This is a genomic window from Flavobacterium cyclinae (assembly GCF_021172145.1).
Lineage (GTDB): Bacteria > Bacteroidota > Bacteroidia > Flavobacteriales > Flavobacteriaceae > Flavobacterium > Flavobacterium cyclinae.
Genome location: NZ_CP089095.1, coordinates 667,144 through 685,857, shown reverse-complemented (window position 1 = coordinate 685,857; position 18,714 = coordinate 667,144). Strand labels below are relative to the sequence as shown.

Sequence of the window (18,714 nt, the reverse complement as noted above, 5' to 3'; positions counted from 1 at the left end):
CTTTTTACGTTTATTTTACACCGTCATTTTTACGCATATACTCTAAAATCCCTCTGGCTTCATCATCAGAAACACCTTGGTTAGGCATACGAACCAAACAAATTTCAAGTTGTGCTTGTACTTCTGGATCTTTATCAATCATTGGATCTGGATTAGTAATGAAGTTCATAATCCATTGAGGTGTTCTTCTTTCAGTTACGCCTTTCCATCCTGGCCCTACTAATTTTTCATCTGTCATTTTATGACACGATGTACATTTTACACCTGCAACTTCTTCCCCTTTAGTAGCCATTGCTTGGTCTAATGTTGCACCTAATTCAACAGTGTCGTATTTTCCTTCACCACGTTTTGGATCATACGAAGCCGGATCAGCGGCAGCCTCTGTTGTTGCTTCACCTCCACCAGGTTGATAATTATCCTCAGCAGATGCTTCTTTTTTACCACATGCTATAGCTAAAGCAAGAGATAAAACAAGTAAAATTGATTTGTTCATGATATTTTAATATTAAAATTATTACTACAAATTTCTGAAATTGAGCGCTTTAAAAGTATGATTACAATCATAAAAAAGATATTTTTATCTTTATTCTTAACAATTGTTGAATAAAAAAGGTTGTCTCCAAAAACTGAAAACAACCTTTTAAAAAAAACCTACTTATAAAAATTAAATAACCCTCATTATTAAATAATTATATCTTAAACTGAAACAACATTGAATTCAAGTTTGTTTAGTTGCAATTCTAATTCTGTAATATCGTTTTGAATTTTTGAGTTCTTTTCTTGGAAAATCGATTTATAATAGTCGATTCCATTTAAAAGATTCGTTTTAAATGTTTCCCATTTTTTGATTTGTTGGGGAGTTATCTCGAAAGCTTCATTTATTTGAGTTGACAAATACGAAACATACAAACCTAATTCTTTCACTAACATATTAGGTCTATCGGTATGATCTTCGATTTCTTTTTTGCCATAAATATGCTGAATCATCTCTTTTAAAGAAAATTCCCTTGAAAAATAAGCCATATTTGGACCAGGACAAACAACCACTCCTTGCGCTTGACCTTTAATTGGAATTCCTAATTCTAAGTGACTTGCATTGGATAATCCCACACACAAACATGATTTTTCTGTGATTGAATTGTATTCTTTGGTGTAAGCTTCGAACGAAATGCTATTGCGTTTTGCTTCTAACTCTTCTAATTTCTTGTCTTGATGTTTTTTAGATGCGATACAAGTACCTTCTTTCTTGTATTCTTTGCTTAATGCTAAATATTTTTTAGGACACGAACTTCCTGCTTTTCCTGAAGCGATGCGTTGGCTTTTAAAGAAATCATTTGTCATGCCTTTAATCGTATTAAACGGAACTCCAAGTGGAGAAATATTACTCAAATACAAATCTTTTTCTTTGGCATCAGCTAATAATTTTCTTGTTTCCGCATCAACTGAAGTAGCTTCTGGAACTAAAAGAAACGGAGAACCCCAACCCACAGCATCTACTTGATAATGGTCTAATAAAAACTGATGCTCTTCTGCTGTTCCTACGCCACCTTGCACTGTGATTTTTAAAACAGGAGGTTCGTTTGGAACTATTTTATTTTTTGAAGCTAAAGCATTTGTCAATAGCGAATAAGCCGATTGAATCAACTCGTCTTTTTTGTTTTTGAATTCTTCCAAAATTGGACCTAATAAAAACCCATCAGTAGCAAAAGCGTGACCTCCACAATTTAAACCTGATTCTATACGATATTCAGAAACCCAAAGTCCTTTCTTAGCAAGAAAATTTCCTTGAATCATTGCTGAACGGAAATCACTCACTTTCAAAATGATTTTCTTCTGAAATTGTCCGTTTGCATTGGGATAAAAAGCATCAAAATTTTCCATATAACTGTACAATCTCGGATTCATTCCAGCAGAAAAAACTACCGATGAATTTGTGGTACTGTTTACAAAACCTCTTAAAGCTGCATGCGCATCGTTATAAATTACGGGCAATTGTTCTTCATCACTAAAATTATCTTTATCAAGTTTTGTCATGATATTCACATCGATACTACCTGGTGCAAAATGATGGTCAAGAATCGTTTTCAATTCCATTATATTGTTTTTTCCTGATTCGATTAAATGTTCTAATTTGATTTTTAATTCGGAAGTTGTTGGCAAAATGGCGATAAAATCTTCTAATTGCGTTCTTTTTTCAATCAATTCCGATTTGAAACTTTCGAATTTTTGAGTGACAACTGTATCGAGTAAATTCAAATAATTGGTAATTCTTTTGGCTCTAAAATCTTCTACTTTTTGCGAAATTTCTTCATACGGTTGCTTGAATTTTTCGGCATAAAAAGCGGTCATTTTTTCAATCAAATCGTCATCCATGATAGAGATTACAGAATCAATTCCGTATTGTGCCACTCGCACTGGACTATCAATAGTGAAAGCCAATCCCATAACAGGAATGTGAAAAGTGTGTACGTTTTTTTGTAAAGTCATATTGTTTTCTTGGTTAATTTTTGCGTTCTACTTATTCTCTTAGCAAAATAAATAGTGACAAATGAAACACAATTAAAACGATTAAAACATGATTAAAATCATAGTTCTCAAAACCTTACTTTTTATTTATTAACTACAAATCAATAATTTAAAATAAAAAAAACTTTTGAATACAGAATTTTCAAAAGTTTTTAAATTAAAAAAAGTAAGATATTATTTTTTGTTATTGCCAATAGGGAGATAATAGAGTAAACCTACTCCAATTGCAAATAATATAGCCGATGCAATAAAAGCTGGAATTAAAATCTCTTTGTTATTATCTAAAGCATTATTTAATGCAGCGTATAATAACCAAATTTGAATAGTAACATTAAGTATTAATATAAAAATTATGGTAGATAATACAGCATTTAGTTTTCTTGTATTGGCACTATTCTGTCCTTGTCTAAAAGTACTCATGGGCTTTATTTATTAAGATTAACCAATTGAATTTTCATGAGCTTTTACAAAGATAGCTTGTTCTTTTACTAACACATCTAAACGTGGTAAGGGTCTTGGAGGTGGTCCTGCTAAAACATCACCTGTTTTAGCATCAAAGTGACCTTCATGACACGGACAAATTATTTGACCAGAACCAGGTTTATAATAAACCGCACATGATAAATGTGTACATTTTTGTTCATATGCAGTAAAACTACCATCCTCTAAATGGATTAAAATATAAGGAATAGTACTTCCTTTAATTAAAAATGCTTTTGTTCCGCCAACAGGGATATCTTTTATATCACAAACAAAATGTTCTCCTTCTACTTCCTCTTTAGGTAATAAATAAGATTTTGCTGCAACTAAACCACTACCTACCATTAATCCACCTGATACTAGAGTTAAAAACTTTGCAAAATCTCTTCTACTAACTTGAGCTGCTTCTTGTTTTTGGATTGGAAAATCTTTTTTCCAATTTTTATCTAAATTATTTTCTTTTGACATGATAAATTCATTAATAAATAATTAATTCGGTACTACCTTTTGGCATCATTATATTCACTTTTGTATTCACTACTTCTTTTCCAAATACAAATGTATTCACTGGTGAACTGTTTGGTCTCATTTCTTTAATTTCTTCTTTAGTACCGTAAAACAAAGCGCCGCTTGGGCATACTGTAGCACACATTGGTTTTTTTCCAACGCTTGTTCTATCATAACACATAGTACATTTCATCATTAAATCATACTCTTCAATTTTCTTAGGAACTCCAAACGGACATGCCATAACACAATTGGAACATCCAATGCAACGTTCAGTATTTGCAGTATGAACTATACCAAATTCATCTTTTGAAATAGCATCGGCGGGGCAAACATTTGCACATACAGGATCTTCACAATGCATACAAACTTGAACAGTAGTTTGAATAGTAGTAGAACGCTCCACGTAATTTACATGTATCATAGAGTCATGACCATTCGTTTCACATTCTGCACATGCCATTTCACAAGCTTTACATCCTATGCAACGTTGCATATCTACAAAAAACTCTTCGTTTCTATTAAATGTGGTATAATTACTCATAGTATTTTTTTAATAAATTAAATGCTTGCGTAGGCTTTTGATTCTGTACCAAGTGGAGCAATTTCATTTAATGGCTCTAATTTACATGCAGACACTTTAAATTCTGGTATTTTAGAAATAGGGTCTAGAGTCCCTGGTGTTAATAAATTTGCTGATTTTTGACCTGGCCAATGATACGGTATAAAAACGGTGTCTTTCCTAATCGTTTCAACAATATTAGCTGGAAAAATACCTTCTCCACGACGGGTAGAAACCTTAACTAATTCTCTTTGTTTTATGTTATATTTTTCAGCCATTTCCGGATGAATTTCTAATAAAGGTTCTGGAAATTGATCAACTAATTTTCCTATACGTCTAGTTTGTGTTCCACTTAAATATTGTGATACTACGCGACCTGTGGTTAAAGTAATTGGATATGCTTCATCTGTAACTTCTCCTGGTAATTTATAAGGGGCTGGATTAAAATGTGCTTTCCCGTCGGGTGTTTTGAATTTTTTATCTTCCCATAAACGTGGTGTTCCTGGATGATCTTCGGAAGGACATGGCCAAAAAACACCCATGTTGTCTTCGATTCTCTTATAAGTAATACCGTAATAATCAGCTGTTCCTCCTTTAGAAGCTACTCTCAATTCATTAAAAATTGTTTCACTATTATCATAGGTAAATTTATCTTTTACACCTAATCTTTCTGCTAATTCAAGTATAATAGAAGTATCTGTTCTTGCATCTCCTGGAGGAGTTACTGCTTGTCTAATTCTAATAACTCTACCTTCAGCAGAAGTTGTAGTTCCTTCTTCTTCTTCTTGTAATGAACCTGCCAATATAATATCGGCATGTCTTGCTGTTTCATTTAAAAAGAAATCAATACATACGTAATATTCTAATTTTTCTAATGCTTCTCTAACATAATTACTGTTAGGTAAAGAGACTAATGGATTAAAACAAATTGACAAAAGCCCCTTTATTTCTCCACGATGAATCGCCTCAATAATTTCGTAGGCTGAAAGTCCTTTTCCTGGCAAATCCTTTTCATCAATTCCCCAAACTTCTGAAATATATTTTCTGTGTTCTGGGTTTTCAATATCACGGTTACCTGGTAATTGATCACACTTATGACCATGTTCTCTTCCTCCTTGTCCGTTTCCTTGACCTGTAATAGTTCCGTATCCGCAATAAGGTTTTCCTATTCTTCCTGTAGCTAATACTAAATTTATACAGCCTAAAACGTTATCTACACCTTTTGAATGATGTTCAATTCCACGAGCGTGTAATAAGAATGATGTTTTGGCTTTTCCCCATAATTCAGCTGCTGCTTTTATTTTTTCTTTTTGAATACCGGTTATTTCCTCAGCCCATTCAAGCGTATAATCTTTAACTGCGTCTATTGTATCTTGAAAACCTGAAGTATAATTATCAATAAAATCATGATCTAACATGTCATTATCAACTAAATATTTTAGCATAGCACCATACAAAGCAGAATCGGTTCCTGGTTTCACATCTAAATGAATATCAGCCGTACGAGCTAGAGGAATAACACGTGGGTCTATAACAATTAGTTTAGCACCTCTATCTCTTGCTTTCCAAATCCAATGTGTTAATGTTGGGAATGTTTCACTAATATTTGCACCTGCGACAATAATAACCTCAGCATACTCTAAATCCGAATAATTATTAGATGCTCTATCTAATCCAAAAGCTTTTTTATTTCCTGCTCCAGCACTTACCATACACAAACGACCATTATAGTCCAGGTTTTTGGTTTTTAATGCTACACGTGCAAACTTGCCTACTAAGTAACTTTTTTCGTTAGTTAAAGAAACTCCAGACAACATGGAAAAGGCGTCTTTTCCATATTTTTCTTGAATTCTTTTAATTTCTGTGATAGTTTTATCCATCGCACTATCCCAAGAAATAGGTTCAAAACCTTTACCTTCTACTCGTTGAAGTGGATTTAAAATTCTATCAGGGTGATTATTTTGTAAATAACGTTGCACCCCTTTTGGACACAATCTTCCCTCGTTAAAAGGAAATTCCATCCATGGATCGAATCCTACAACTTTATTTTCTTTTACTAATAATTTAATTCCACATTGCATACCGCAAAAGCAACAATGTGTATTTACAACTTCATCTGGTTCGTCTCTACCTGTAAATCCATCTTTAGGAGCATAGTTTAAACTAGGTCCAAATTGTTCTATAATTTTATCTATTGAAACTGGTAATTTTGCCATTTTGTTCTTATATTAAATTAACCAAATAAATTGCCTCCATCTTTTCGAGCATTTAAATGTGCTTGAGCAATTCTTGAACGCTTCCCTTCTGGACTTAAATCTAAATGCGAACCTCCGTCTTGTTGAGAAAAGTCGAACCCTAATTTTCGTGTTACAATTTTTAAATCGTCTACATGCAATTGCGTAGTGAATTCTTTACCTGTATGAGGACAAACTGCCATTCCTTTTAGTTTTTTTCCTTCAATTTTATAGATGTGAGCTCCAATTTGCGCAGGTCTTTGTATAATATGGAAAAATTTACCGAAAGGAATCCAAATTAAAAACAAAATAACGGTTACTGCATGTAAAACTGCTAAAAAGTCAAAAGCAAAGCCTTTCATAAATTGATAAGAATAGGTAAGACCAAGACCCGTAGCAGAAATAGCAATTAATAAAATTAATGGCAATAAATCTCCATCAAAAGTTTGGGTTGCTATTAAACCAGGATTTGTTAAACGTCTTCTTAAATAGTATAAAGAGCCCAAGATAACAAACCAAGAAGACCAATTTAAAGCATGAAAAGTTAAAAAAGCTATTATTGAGCCTAGTTTAAATGAGAACATATGAAAACCAAAAACATGGGCTTCGTAAAGTTCTATAGAATTGGGTGCTAAAGTGAAATGTATCCATCCAAAAGTTAGAGGAATCGTGATTAAAAAAGCCGAAGTACATCCTATAGCGATTAGAAAATGAGCTAACCAACGGTACTTTCCTCTTGGATAAATAAATTTTTGTAAAGCAATATTACCTACCACTTCTTTGGAGACAAAAACTAAATGAGAAAAAACTTTTCCTGTAAATAAAAAATGAATTCCTCGTTTAAAATACATCCACGTTGGAGGTCTTTGTAACCAAACAGTTGTTCTGTATACGATTCCAAAAAATGCAAATACAGTACCAAACAAATAAGTAATTAAGGCAGCATCGAAATTTTGCAAATTTCTAGAACCAAAAAAAACTAATACAACCATTAAAACCGAAGCAAAAGTTGCAGAAAGTAGTGCTCTAACGTTATAATTCATGACTCTTTTTTTCTAATTAATCATTAACTAGGTCTTTCACAACCTTTTCTATTATAATAATACCAATTAATAACTGTAGCTAATATAGTGAAAATAATTAAGCCTATAAAGAATTGGTTTGCTCCTCCATTTGAACTAATATTATTTCCAATTAATTTAGAAAAAATAAAAGGTCCAAAGGCTGCAATTGCGGCTGTCCATCCAATAACTCCAGCAGCTTGTCTTTGATTTTCAGAAAATATAATTGGATATTGTCTAAAGGTGCCAGCATTTCCAATTCCAGTAAACAAAAACATCAACAAAATAATTGTTACAAACATTGGGAATTGGTCCATACTAGTTGGCGCTACCAATCCTTGAGTTACTAAAATTATTGCTCCTGTTAAAATACCAATACCTGTAATAGTAGTTAAAATAGCTCCTCCTACTTTGTCAGCCACAAATCCGAAAACAACTCTACTTGCTGAACCAATAAGTGGACCATAAAAAGCATAAGCTAACGGATCTGGAGCATTTGGAAAATCGCCATATAAGAATTTAATCATTAATGGAAAAGCTGCTGATAATCCAGCAAATGTTCCAAAAGTCATAACATAAGTTACGGTACAAAACCAAGTGTGTTTGTTACTAAAAATATCCATTTGTTCTTTTATAGAAGCCTTCATAGGGATACTTCTTAAATAAAACCAACTAATTATTGAAAGTAAAATTAATAATGGAATGTACCAAAATGCAGCCGATTGAATATAAATTTCTTTATTGGTTACGGCTTTATTGTCTGGTTCTAATTGGTTTAATATTTTTTCAGCTAATTTAGGATTTGAATTAGCAATAATTTTTGCTCTAGCTTTTAAAGGTAGTGCAGCAAATACTTTTACATTATCAGTTGAACTAATAGCGGCTTTAACAGAATCCATTACTTTAGGTTTCACGTTTGAAAGCATTGCTGTTTGCTTTTTATCTTCGATTTTTTCAAAAATTGCAACTTGTTGTTCTACTGTAGTTCTAGCAACAATTGCTTTCGCTTCTTTTGCATCTATACTTGTAAACATAGAAGGTGCTCCATATAAAGCGATACTTAAAACCATTGGAGTTACAAATTGCGCTAAAGAAACACCAAAATTTCCAATACCTGCTTGAACACCAAGTGCTGTTCCTTTTAATCGTTTTGGAAAGAACATATTAGTACTTGGCATAAATGAAGAAAAATCGCCTCCACCAAAGCCAGTAGTAAAAGCTAAAATCATAAACACCCAAAATGGTGTAGTAGGATTCATAACTGCAAACCCAATTCCTACAACTGGGATTAATTTTATTAATGTTGAAAATGCAACTACATGTCTTGTTCCGAAAATAGGTAATATAAACGTATGTACTATTCTTAAAATACCCGCAGCTAATCCTGGAATTGCGGCTAACCAAAATAATTGATCTTTATCGAAACTAAAACCTAAACCTGGTAATTTTACCACAATAACGCTCATCATAAACCATGACGCAAATGACAAAATTAACGACAATGTTGTTATTGTTAATGTTTTCCATGCTATTTTACTTCCTGTTTGGTTCCAAAAATTATCTTCTTCTGGTTCCCATTTTTCTAGCCAAGTTCCCATAGTAATTGTTTTATGTTTAATATAAATTAGTTTGTTTTATTAATGATCGTGTTCTATATCTCTTGAAAATTCTGGAGATTTTATTCTTAAAATTCTAATAATGGTATTGTGCATCCAAATCAGACAGGCTAGCGATATTACAAAAATAAATATCCAAGAACTTGTCCATAATCCAGTAGAGCTTAATAAATATCCAAAAATGATGGGACCAAAGAAACCTCCTAAACCACCAATTAAGCCTACCATTCCACCAACTACTCCTACTTCGTTTGGAAAATATTCAGGAATGTGTTTGTAAACAGCTGCTTTACCAATACCCCAAGCAATTCCTATTAAAATGACTAAAATTAAATACACCCACATATTCGCACTGAATTTGATTTGGGTTATTCCTTTTGCTAATAATTCTTTCTTCTTTACTTCTTGATTTTGTTTTACAACAATCTCTTGCCAAGAAGAGCTAACGGGTAAGATATTGCTTTCTTTTTCGTCAGTTACATCTTTAATATTTATATCATATTCTTTTGTATCTATAACAATATGTGAACCTTTTATTTCAGAAACAATTCCATTTTTAGCAGACAATACTCCGGGACCAGCAGTTATAATTTCCATTTTTGGAAACATTAATAAAAAACTTATTATAACAGAAGAACCTAATACCCAGTACATAACTTTTCTAGCTCCAAACTTATCAGATAAATAGCCTCCAAACGCTCTAATAACTCCGGATGGTAAACTAAACATAGTAGCAAACATTCCGCCCATTACTAACGAAGTGCTATATACATTCATAAAGTTAGGTAACAACCATTGTGAATAAGCAACAAAGCAACCAAAAACTAAAAAGTAGTAAACACCAAAACGCCAAACTCTTTTATTTTTTAAGGGTAATAACAATTGAGAAATTGTTTTTCCAGAGGCTTCAACTTTTTTATTTTTTGCAAAGAATACGAACAACAATCCTATAAGTAATAAAGTAATTCCATAAATAATTGGCAATGTTTTCCATCCATTTTCAGGGTCAGTCTCTGAGAATTTATTTAAAAGTGTGGGTGCAATAAAAGTAGTAATTGCAGCTCCTGCATTTCCCATTCCGAAAATACCTAAAGCTCTACCTTGCCACTCTTTTGGGTACCAAACAGAAGTGTAACCAATTCCAACTGCAAAACTAGTTCCAACTAATCCAAAAAGAAAACTCAAAATAGCAAATGACCAAAAAGAGTTTGCAAATGTTAATAGGAATAGCGGAATAGCACATAAAATTAATAAAAATGAGAACACGACTTTACCACCATATTTGTCAGTTAATATACCTACAGGCAATCTAAATATAGCACCTGATAGTATTGGAATTCCTAGTAACCAACCTATTTCAACAACACTAAAATTAAATATTCCTTTATCTACCAAGTAAGTTACCAAGACGCCATTTAATGTCCAACAAGCGAAACAAATAGTAAAAGCTAAAGTATTTAAAAATAATATTTTGTGAGATTGTGACAAACTGCTCATAAACTTACATTTTAATTCTTGTGTAAAAGTATAAAAGACAATAATGTCCCTATATGACAAATATCATATAATTTCATTTAAAAAACCAATAATACTAACCACCAATAGCAATCATACTTCGGTTTTTATTAAAAACTAATGGGTTTTCAAATGCATTTTGGTCGTCTAAGCCAGCACGAATTCCTTTTTTTGAATAAATATTTTTTTCAATTAAAGGAAGTATTGAATCTCCATTTCGTAAGGCTTCTAAAAGTGAGGTTTCCGAATTAGAAAACAAACAGTTCTTTAATTTTCCATCTGCAGTTAATCTAATTCTATTACAAGTATTGCAAAAAGGATTGGTCACAGAACTTATAATTGCAAAACTACCGCAATAGTTTTTAATTTTATAGTTTCTTGCGGTATCATTTGGCTTATCTATTAATCTTTCAATAGCTTCTTTAGCATGTAGTTCCTGAATTGTATGTAAAATTTCAGCTTGACTAACTAATTTAGACTTATCCCAATTATTACCATCAAATGGCATAAATTCTATGAAACGAATTTGAAGATTTTTATCTTTCGTTAAATCAATAAAATCTAAAATCTCATTTTCGTTAAATCCTTTTATTAAAACAACGTTTAATTTAACAATAAATCCTTCGGCTAATAACAATCGAATATTTTCATCTAATTTATCAAACTCATCACGACGTGTAATTTGAGCAAATTTATCTTTTTGTAACGTATCTATACTAACATTTAGTGCTTTGATGCCAGCTTCTTTAAAAACTGTAATATAATCATGTACAAATAATCCATTAGTTGTTAAAGTCAATTCAGTTTCTAATTTTGAAAGGCGCAGAAGAATTTCTTTCGCGTCTTTACGTACCAATGGCTCTCCACCTGTTAAGCGGATTTTTGTTACACCAAGAGAAACAAAAGTTGAAGCTATTTCAATAATTTCATCGGCAGACATCAAGTGTTTCTTAGGAGTTAATTGAATTCCTTCGGCAGGCATACAATAAGTACATCTTAGATTGCAATTTTCTGTAATTGAAATTCGAAGATAATTGTGGTTTCTACCGTGAGAATCTATTAAAACCTTATTTTTTGTCATGATTAAATCCTTTGATTATCTTAAATAAATGTAATACAGATGGAAATACCGCATCTATAGATTCTGAAGCACCGCTTGTAGATCCTGGAAGTGCCATTATTAAAGTATCACCTTTAAATCCAACTACACTTCTGGAAAGCATGGCGTAAGGTGTTCTGTCTTGCCCATAAGAACGAATAGCTTCTTCAATACCTGGAATTCTTCTGTCTAATAACGGAATTATAGCTTCTGGAGTGGTATCTCTTGGCGACAATCCGGTTCCTCCAGTTATAATAATTAAATCCTTTTGGGCTGCACAAAATTGTAATAACGTATTTTGTAACGTTTCAATTTCATCTGGAACAATAATATAATCTGAAACATCAAGACCTAATGTGTTTAATTTTGAACCTATTATTTTTCCAGCTTTATCTTCTTTTTTTCCACTAGAAACGCTATCGGAACTGACAACAACGGCTACATTTAAATTTAGATTTTCATTTTTACCAAAATCTGATTTACCTCCTTTTTTATGTAATAACTTGACACTAGAAATTTCTACATTTTTATCGATTGGTTTTAACATATCGTACATGGTTAAAGCAACAATAGAAGCGCCATGCATAGCCTCTACCTCTACACCTGTTTTGTAAATGGTTTTAACCGAAACTTCTATATATATGCAATCATCTTGAATATAATGATGAACAGCAGTGAATTCAATAGGCAATGGATGACAATCTGGAATGGCATTAGAAGTATTTTTTACAGCAAACAATCCAGCAACTTTAGAAACTTCAATTACATCTCCTTTAGGAACCGTTTTATTTTGAATAGCTTCTATAGTCTTTAAACTTCCTACTTTCACAATTGCTTGTGCAACAGCTTCTCTTTTTGTGTTTATTTTATGTGTTATATCAACCATAGTTATTGATTTTTTTTCCAAGTATAGGTTTCATCTTCAAATAGTTCTTTACCAAAAATGGCTACTTTTTCTTTTATTTCTTCAACCAAAAAATTTAATGCATCATAAACCACTTTTCTTCTAGGTGCCGAAACAAATACAAATAAGCAAATTTCACCTGCTTTTACTAGTCCTAAACTATGGTAAATATGCAAACATGTTAAATCGTATTTTTCAAATGCAGCTTCACGAATTTCATGAAATTTTTGTTCAGCCATTTCTTCATAAGCTGAATAGTCAATCGCAACAACAGTTTTTCCATCAATTTCATCGGCGCGAACTTGCCCTAAAAAGATATTATGTGCTCCAATACTTGTTTTTGTTTGGTGTTTTGCAATTGAATTCCCAATAAAATCAGCAGAAATTGGACCTTGAACGAATGATTTTTTAATTGGTTTTGTTTCCATATTTATGTTGTTGTTTCTAAATGTAATGATTGAATTCCGTTTTGTAAATGATAAATGTTTGTATAACCATTATTTACCAATAGTTCAACTGCTTTTTTACTGCGTATGCCACTTTGACAAAAAAAGACTATGTTTTGACTTTTTACTAATTGATTTTGATGTTTTTCAATTTCTGAAAAAGGAATATTTTGAATTGATTTGTATTTTAATTTAGGGAGTTCATGAACCTCTCTTAAATCGATAATAATATAATTTTCGTTGGTACATTTTTCTAAAAATGCAGTTTTGTCCAACTCGTAATTCTGTTTTTTATTTTGAGACAATTGTTTTCCTTTTTCAATTCCAATTTCTAATTGTGTTTTATTTTTCACAAATTCCATTTCGTTAAACGATAACTCTAATGCATTGTAAATTAGTAATCTTCCCGAAAGAATAGAACCTATTCCTAAAATTATTTTCAACACTTCGGTAGCTTGCAACATTCCAAGTGTATTTGGCAAAACCCCTAAAACACCGGTTGTAACACAATTGGGAATATTTCCAATTTCTTTTTCAGGAAATAGACAACGATACGAAGGACCATTTTGAAAATTAAATACACTTATTTGACCTTCAAATTTATGAATTGAAGCGTAAACCATAGGTTTATTCATGTAAACCGAAATGTCATTAATTAAATAACGTGTTGCAATAGAATCGGTACAATCTACAATAATATCATAATCTTTTGTTATAAATGCAATGTTACTTTCATTTACAAAATCAGGATAAACATTCGTTTTAATTTCAAAATTAATTTTATGAATAGCATTTGCTGCGGCATTTACTTTATTTTCTCCACAATCATCAAAAGTATACAATAATTGTCGGTGCAAATTTGTTTCATCTACAACATCACCATCCACAATACCTAAAGTTCCAACTCCAGCAGCTGCAAGTATTTGTAAAACTGGACAGCCTAAACCACCAGCACCAATAACTAACACTTTTGCGTTTCGTAATTTTTGCTGACCAAGACTCCCAATTTCTGAAAGATCCAGTTGTCGTGAATATCGTTTTGAATGTTCCATTTTTTTTATCCGCCTGCAAAAGGAGGCAATAAGGCTATAATGTCGTTATTATTTAATTTTAAATCACTAGTTACAATTGATTTATTAACTGCAATTACAAAGGATGTATTTTTTAATTCGGTATATATTTTATATAAATCCGAAATCAATTCTTCAGTTGTTATTACTGATTCTGACAAAGAAAATAGTTCTTCGTTTCTTTTGGTGATATCAGCAATAAGTCCGAAATATTTTATTTTCACTGTCATTTTATTAAATTTTTATAATCTTCTTTTGTGTTGATATTTTGTAATAAAGTACACCATTTTTCAGGAACTTCAATAGTTTGATGCTGAATTTCATCCACTATCATTCTCAGTTTTAATTGTTCTTTTTTTAAATTCTCTTCAAAAATTGATACTACACTTTTATTATAAACAGCTATTAAAGGGCTGGTTTTGTCTACTACTTTTACTTGTGTTATTTGTTTCTCTTTATCGATATTAGTAAGTAACCATTTTATAACATCAGCAGAAATTAATGGAATATCTACGCTTAAAATAATGTTTTGTTCTGTTTTCGAATGCGATAAAGCGGTAAAAATTCCGCCAACAGGACCTTTATCTTTATATACATCTTCGATTCGATTACAATTTAAAAAATCATAAGCCATATTTGTAGATACAATCGAAATATTTTGAATAGAAGCTTCTTGTAAAGCTTTTACTATATGAGCAATAAAAACGGTTTCATTTAAAAGCAACATTCCTTTATCTGAACCCATTCGAGAACTTCTTCCACCTGCTAATATGTATGCTGAAACTTCACTCATTAGATGGTATATAATTTAAGTATTGCAATTCCTAAAACTATGGCTAACACATTTCGTAATACTAAAGTGTTGAATTTTTTACTCCCATAATAGGCTCCAAAAAAACCTCCTACAAATACAATCCCTATTAAAAGAGATGAGGAGGTTGGAATTTCACTACCTTTAGATAGAAAACCAACAATTCCCGAAATTGAATTTACAAATATAAATAATGCAGATACAGCAGCGGTTTGTTTCATGTTTGCCCAGCCTAATATTAGTAAAATAGGGCTCAAAACAATTCCACCTCCAATACCAATTAAGCCCGATAAAAACCCAATTATAGCTCCAATTAGCAAGGCAAATGGAATGTTAATTTCTTTTAGTGTTGTTTTTTCCTTTCCAAAAAAACCTAACAATCTAAATACCGCAAAAACTAAAAAAATTCCTAATATTATTTTATAAATTTTAGTATCTACTGATAAAAATCCTCCTAGAAAAGAGAACGGAATTGATGTTATAACAAATGGATAAAATAAGTTCCATTTAAAATTTTTCTCTCTATAATAAAAGTAGAATGAAATTCCAGAAACTAAAATATTTAAGAGTAAAGCTGTTGGCTTCATAAACGTAATTGGAAAAGCAAATAAGCTCATTAAAGCCAAATAACCACTTGCTCCACCGTGTCCTACACTAGCATATAAAAAAGCAACTATTGGTAATAGTAAAAATAATAAAGGTGAACTTAAAATTTCAGTTCCTAACATAAAGAATGCTTTTTTAATTGTTTATCTAAAAATTCCCAGCAATCTTTATTTATTGTATCAAAAACAATAATAAGTGATTTTCCATAAGGTGTTAAAACCGTTCCTCCACCTTTTGTTCCTCCAATTTTTGTTTCAATTAAAGGCTGATTTGTAGTTTTATTTACTTCATCTAGCAAGCGCCAAGCTTTTTGATATGAAATATTTAACGCTTTTGAAGCTTTATTTAAAGAACCTGTTTCATCAATCATTTTAAGGAGTTGCACACGCCCATCACTTAAAAGAATTCCATTATTAGACTCTATCCAAATTTTACTTTTGATTTTCAAAATAAACTTATTTCGTTATACTTTAACAAATATAACGAAAAACTGAAGATCCTAAATATGATAAATATCAACTTTTGAACCTTTTTTTAGTTCATAGTTTCCTTCAGGAAGGTAAATCAAGCAATTTGCAAGCGCAAAAGTGTTTAGCATAGAAGATTGTTGGTGAGATAAAACTGAAACTGTAGCATCTAAATAATTAGCTTTTAGGAACTGACTTCGTGGATTATCTACTACAAAATCATGAGATAATTCTTTTATTGCTGTTGAAGTCGTCTTTGAATTTCCAGCTATTTTTTTTAGAATTGGATGTACATAAATATAAAAACAAGTTAAACTTGCTGCAGGATTTCCTGGAAGAGCTAAAATAACTTTATCATTAAAAGTACCTGCAAACAATGGCTTACCAGGTTTTTGATTGACTTTATAAAAAAGGGTTTGTACCCCAATTACCTGCAATGAGTCGTAAACAAAATCGTAATCCCCTACTGAAATTCCACCAGATATAAGTACAACATCATGAATAGCAATAGCATTCTCTATTACTTGTTTTGTTGCTTGATATTCATCAAAAACTTTATAGACTTGTATTTCAGAAGTTAACTCAGAAAGTGCCATTTGCAACATTATACCGTTACTTTCATAAATTTTACCATCTGGCAAAGGAATCCCTGGTTCAATTAATTCATTTCCTGTTACAATAATTCCTACAGACGGTTTTTTGTACACCTTAACTTCTGTAATTCCTAATCCTGCTAAAAAACCTATAGCTGCTGGATTTAAAAGTGTGTCTTTAGACAGTGCAATATCATTTATAAAAATTTGCTCGCCAATTGGTCTAATATTTTGGTTAATCTTAGGTTCTATTTCTATAGTGAGAATAGACTCATTTACCGAACATTTTTCAATTTGAATAACCGCATTAGCATCATCTGGAACTTTAGCTCCTGTAAATATTTTAACCGACTGACCTTTACTTAATTTAATATTTTCAGTGTCTCCTGCTTTAATTTCTCCAATTATTTTATAGCTATTATTTTCATCTGTTTGGATAGCAAAACCATCCATTGCAGATTGTCTAAATGGAGGCATGTTAATTGGCGAAAAAACATCTTGTGATAAAATATAATTATTTACTAAATGAAGTGGCAACGTAATTTCACTCTTACGAATTGAGATGTTGTTTAAAATATTCAATGCTTCAACAACAGTTATCATAATGGATGTATTTAATCTTATACGACAAAAGTAACATAGTATTTAGTAGAATAAAAATATAATTTTTAAAATTCAAATAACTAAGCATAGATAATTAATCAACTCCAAATTTTAATAAAATTAATTAGAGCAAAATCATTAAAATAATTCCCATTAAACCACCAAAACCTAATATCAAATATTTCCAAAAAGAATGCGCTTTTTTTAATTCCATAAACTGAAAAGCTACTAACCAAAACTTAATTAAAGCTAAAGTCACAACCGTTATTGCCATAATTTCTGCACTTACATTTAATGCTAAAAAAGCAGCGATTATAGTCAGTGCCAACAACAAAACAAACGTAGAAGAAATAGTGTCTCGCATAATCTAACATTTAAAAAAGTAAATAAAGTACTGGGAATAAAAGCAACCAAATTAAATCGCACATGTGCCAAAAACTGGCGCTTGCTTCGATATCTTCAAAGGATGCTTCGGTTTGTTTTTTTCTGATGGAAAATGTAATGACTAATAAAATTACCAATCCCACCAAAACATGTATAAAATGAAAACCCGTTAATAACCAATAAAATCTAAAAAACGAATTGTAATCCATGTGCAATCCGGCTTCTAATTTTTCGTAATATTCAAATGATTTTAAAACTAAAAATCCAAGACCTCCTACAATTGCCCAATTGAAATAAAACAATGTCTTTTTGATGTTAGCAGCTTTAAAAAAATGAATCCCTTTGGCTACAAAAAAACCACTAGTTAACAACAAAATTGTGTTTATAGTTCCTATTGTTTTATTCAATTTTAAGCTACTGCTGTGAAACAATTCACGCTCTTCCGAACCGTAATAGGCTAATGCTAAAATCGCCATTCCGAAAGTGATGAGTTCCAAATAAATAATGATCCAAATTAAAATGCCTCCTGGCGGATAGTATATTGATTTTGTATTGTTCATGATTGTAATAATTCAACTTTACCTGTGTGTAAATCGTAAAATGCTCCTACTATTTTTATTTTCTTTTGATGGACCAAATCTCTAATAATTTTGCTCGATGAGAGAATGTGATCTATGGTGGAAAGCACGTTCAATCGACCTGTTTCATTTGATAAATGTTCGGGTAACGGATAGGTTCTATGATTACTAAATGCCACTTTGATTTGATTGGTTAATTGTGTTAAATGTCCTAAATTCACATTATCAATTGCGCCTTGAACTGCACCACAATTGGAATGTCCTAACACCACCAACAATTTGGTTCCTTTTACTTGAACGGCATATTCCATACTTCCTAAAATGTTTGGATCTTCTATGTTTCCCGCTACACGTGCTACAAATAAATTTCCAATTCCTTGGTCAAAAACAATTTCAGGTGGTACACGAGAATCAATACAAGACAACACAAAAGTGTGCGGATGTTGGTCTTTTTCTGAATGATGTGCTTCATCAATAAAATCATGATGTATGAGTATATTATTTACGTACCGTTCATTTCCTTCCATTAATTCTTTTAATGCCTCATCTGCTGTTTTTGGCATATGATGATGCTCTACAGTTTCACAAGAAAAAATAAAAAGAATAAAAATGCTGAATAAAATAGTTCCTATGATTTTCATAACTTTTTTGA

The 18,714-nt window shown here is 31.5% G+C and carries 21 protein-coding genes; all 21 read right to left on the bottom strand.

Features of this window, described 5'->3' with window-relative positions; all coding sequences use genetic code 11:
* Window positions 1-10 precede the first annotated feature (10 nt).
* Complete coding sequence (locus tag LOS86_RS03250) at window positions 11-493, bottom strand: c-type cytochrome (protein WP_231843217.1); 483 nt, start codon at window positions 491-493, stop codon at window positions 11-13.
* Between the two features lie 203 nt (window positions 494-696).
* A complete protein-coding gene (locus LOS86_RS03245) occupies window positions 697-2,487 on the bottom strand; it encodes a hypothetical protein (RefSeq protein ID WP_231843216.1) in 1,791 nt (596 codons plus the stop codon).
* Between the two features lie 213 nt (window positions 2,488-2,700).
* Window positions 2,701-2,946 carry a DUF6755 family protein gene (locus tag LOS86_RS03240; protein WP_231843215.1) on the bottom strand — a complete coding sequence of 82 codons (246 nt, stop codon included), beginning with the start codon at window positions 2,944-2,946 and terminating at the stop codon, window positions 2,701-2,703.
* Window positions 2,947-2,964: 18 nt separating this feature from the next.
* Entirely contained in the window at window positions 2,965-3,474 is a 510-nt protein-coding gene (locus LOS86_RS03235; RefSeq protein ID WP_231843214.1) for a Rieske (2Fe-2S) protein, read from the bottom strand.
* Window positions 3,475-3,484: 10 nt separating this feature from the next.
* Window positions 3,485-4,057 (bottom strand): 4Fe-4S dicluster domain-containing protein, encoded by a 573-nt coding sequence (locus tag LOS86_RS03230; protein ID WP_231843213.1) that lies wholly within the window; start codon window positions 4,055-4,057, stop codon window positions 3,485-3,487.
* 17 nt (window positions 4,058-4,074) lie between these two features.
* Window positions 4,075-6,291 carry a molybdopterin oxidoreductase family protein gene (locus LOS86_RS03225; RefSeq protein WP_231843212.1) on the bottom strand — a complete coding sequence of 739 codons (2,217 nt, stop codon included), beginning with the start codon at window positions 6,289-6,291 and terminating at the stop codon, window positions 4,075-4,077.
* Window positions 6,292-6,308: 17 nt separating this feature from the next.
* Window positions 6,309-7,352 carry an MFS transporter gene (locus tag LOS86_RS03220; protein ID WP_231843211.1) on the bottom strand — a complete coding sequence of 348 codons (1,044 nt, stop codon included), beginning with the start codon at window positions 7,350-7,352 and terminating at the stop codon, window positions 6,309-6,311.
* A gap of 23 nt (window positions 7,353-7,375) precedes the next feature.
* Window positions 7,376-8,968: a magnesium transporter MgtE N-terminal domain-containing protein gene (locus tag LOS86_RS03215; protein WP_231843210.1), complete on the bottom strand. Its 1,593-nt coding sequence runs from the start codon at window positions 8,966-8,968 to the stop codon at window positions 7,376-7,378.
* A gap of 39 nt (window positions 8,969-9,007) precedes the next feature.
* Complete coding sequence (locus tag LOS86_RS03210) at window positions 9,008-10,483, bottom strand: MFS transporter (RefSeq protein WP_231843209.1); 1,476 nt, start codon at window positions 10,481-10,483, stop codon at window positions 9,008-9,010.
* Window positions 10,484-10,577: 94 nt separating this feature from the next.
* Window positions 10,578-11,582 (bottom strand): GTP 3',8-cyclase MoaA, encoded by a 1,005-nt coding sequence (moaA, locus tag LOS86_RS03205; RefSeq protein WP_231843208.1) that lies wholly within the window; start codon window positions 11,580-11,582, stop codon window positions 10,578-10,580.
* Window positions 11,569-12,486 carry a bifunctional molybdenum cofactor biosynthesis protein MoaC/MoaB gene (gene moaCB / locus LOS86_RS03200; RefSeq protein ID WP_231843207.1) on the bottom strand — a complete coding sequence of 306 codons (918 nt, stop codon included), beginning with the start codon at window positions 12,484-12,486 and terminating at the stop codon, window positions 11,569-11,571. Before moaCB ends, moaA begins: the two co-directional genes overlap by 14 nt.
* A 2-nt stretch (window positions 12,487-12,488) precedes the next feature.
* Window positions 12,489-12,932 (bottom strand): molybdenum cofactor biosynthesis protein MoaE, encoded by a 444-nt coding sequence (locus LOS86_RS03195; RefSeq protein WP_231843206.1) that lies wholly within the window; start codon window positions 12,930-12,932, stop codon window positions 12,489-12,491.
* Between the two features lie 2 nt (window positions 12,933-12,934).
* Window positions 12,935-14,002: a HesA/MoeB/ThiF family protein gene (locus LOS86_RS03190; protein WP_231843205.1), complete on the bottom strand. Its 1,068-nt coding sequence runs from the start codon at window positions 14,000-14,002 to the stop codon at window positions 12,935-12,937.
* 5 nt (window positions 14,003-14,007) lie between these two features.
* The gene (locus LOS86_RS03185; protein ID WP_231843204.1) at window positions 14,008-14,250 is read right to left on the bottom strand and encodes a MoaD/ThiS family protein; all 243 of its coding nucleotides are present in this window, start codon (window positions 14,248-14,250) and stop codon (window positions 14,008-14,010) included.
* Window positions 14,247-14,813: a molybdenum cofactor guanylyltransferase gene (locus tag LOS86_RS03180; protein ID WP_231843203.1), complete on the bottom strand. Its 567-nt coding sequence runs from the start codon at window positions 14,811-14,813 to the stop codon at window positions 14,247-14,249. Before LOS86_RS03180 ends, LOS86_RS03185 begins: the two co-directional genes overlap by 4 nt.
* On the bottom strand, window positions 14,813-15,559 hold the full coding sequence (locus LOS86_RS03175) for a sulfite exporter TauE/SafE family protein (RefSeq protein ID WP_231843202.1): 747 nt from the start codon (window positions 15,557-15,559) through the stop codon (window positions 14,813-14,815). Before LOS86_RS03175 ends, LOS86_RS03180 begins: the two co-directional genes overlap by 1 nt.
* The gene (locus LOS86_RS03170; RefSeq protein ID WP_231843201.1) at window positions 15,553-15,885 is read right to left on the bottom strand and encodes a winged helix-turn-helix domain-containing protein; all 333 of its coding nucleotides are present in this window, start codon (window positions 15,883-15,885) and stop codon (window positions 15,553-15,555) included. Before LOS86_RS03170 ends, LOS86_RS03175 begins: the two co-directional genes overlap by 7 nt.
* Window positions 15,886-15,936: 51 nt before the next feature.
* Window positions 15,937-17,100, bottom strand: a complete 1,164-nt coding sequence (locus LOS86_RS03165) for a molybdopterin molybdotransferase MoeA (protein WP_231843200.1) — start codon at window positions 17,098-17,100, stop codon at window positions 15,937-15,939.
* A 124-nt stretch (window positions 17,101-17,224) separates the two neighbouring features.
* Complete coding sequence (locus LOS86_RS03160) at window positions 17,225-17,464, bottom strand: cytochrome C oxidase subunit IV family protein (protein ID WP_231843199.1); 240 nt, start codon at window positions 17,462-17,464, stop codon at window positions 17,225-17,227.
* Between the two features lie 10 nt (window positions 17,465-17,474).
* Complete coding sequence (locus tag LOS86_RS03155) at window positions 17,475-18,044, bottom strand: cytochrome c oxidase subunit 3 (protein ID WP_231843198.1); 570 nt, start codon at window positions 18,042-18,044, stop codon at window positions 17,475-17,477.
* On the bottom strand, window positions 18,041-18,703 hold the full coding sequence (locus LOS86_RS03150; RefSeq protein WP_231843197.1) for a carbonic anhydrase: 663 nt from the start codon (window positions 18,701-18,703) through the stop codon (window positions 18,041-18,043). Before LOS86_RS03150 ends, LOS86_RS03155 begins: the two co-directional genes overlap by 4 nt.
* Window positions 18,704-18,714 lie beyond the last annotated feature (11 nt).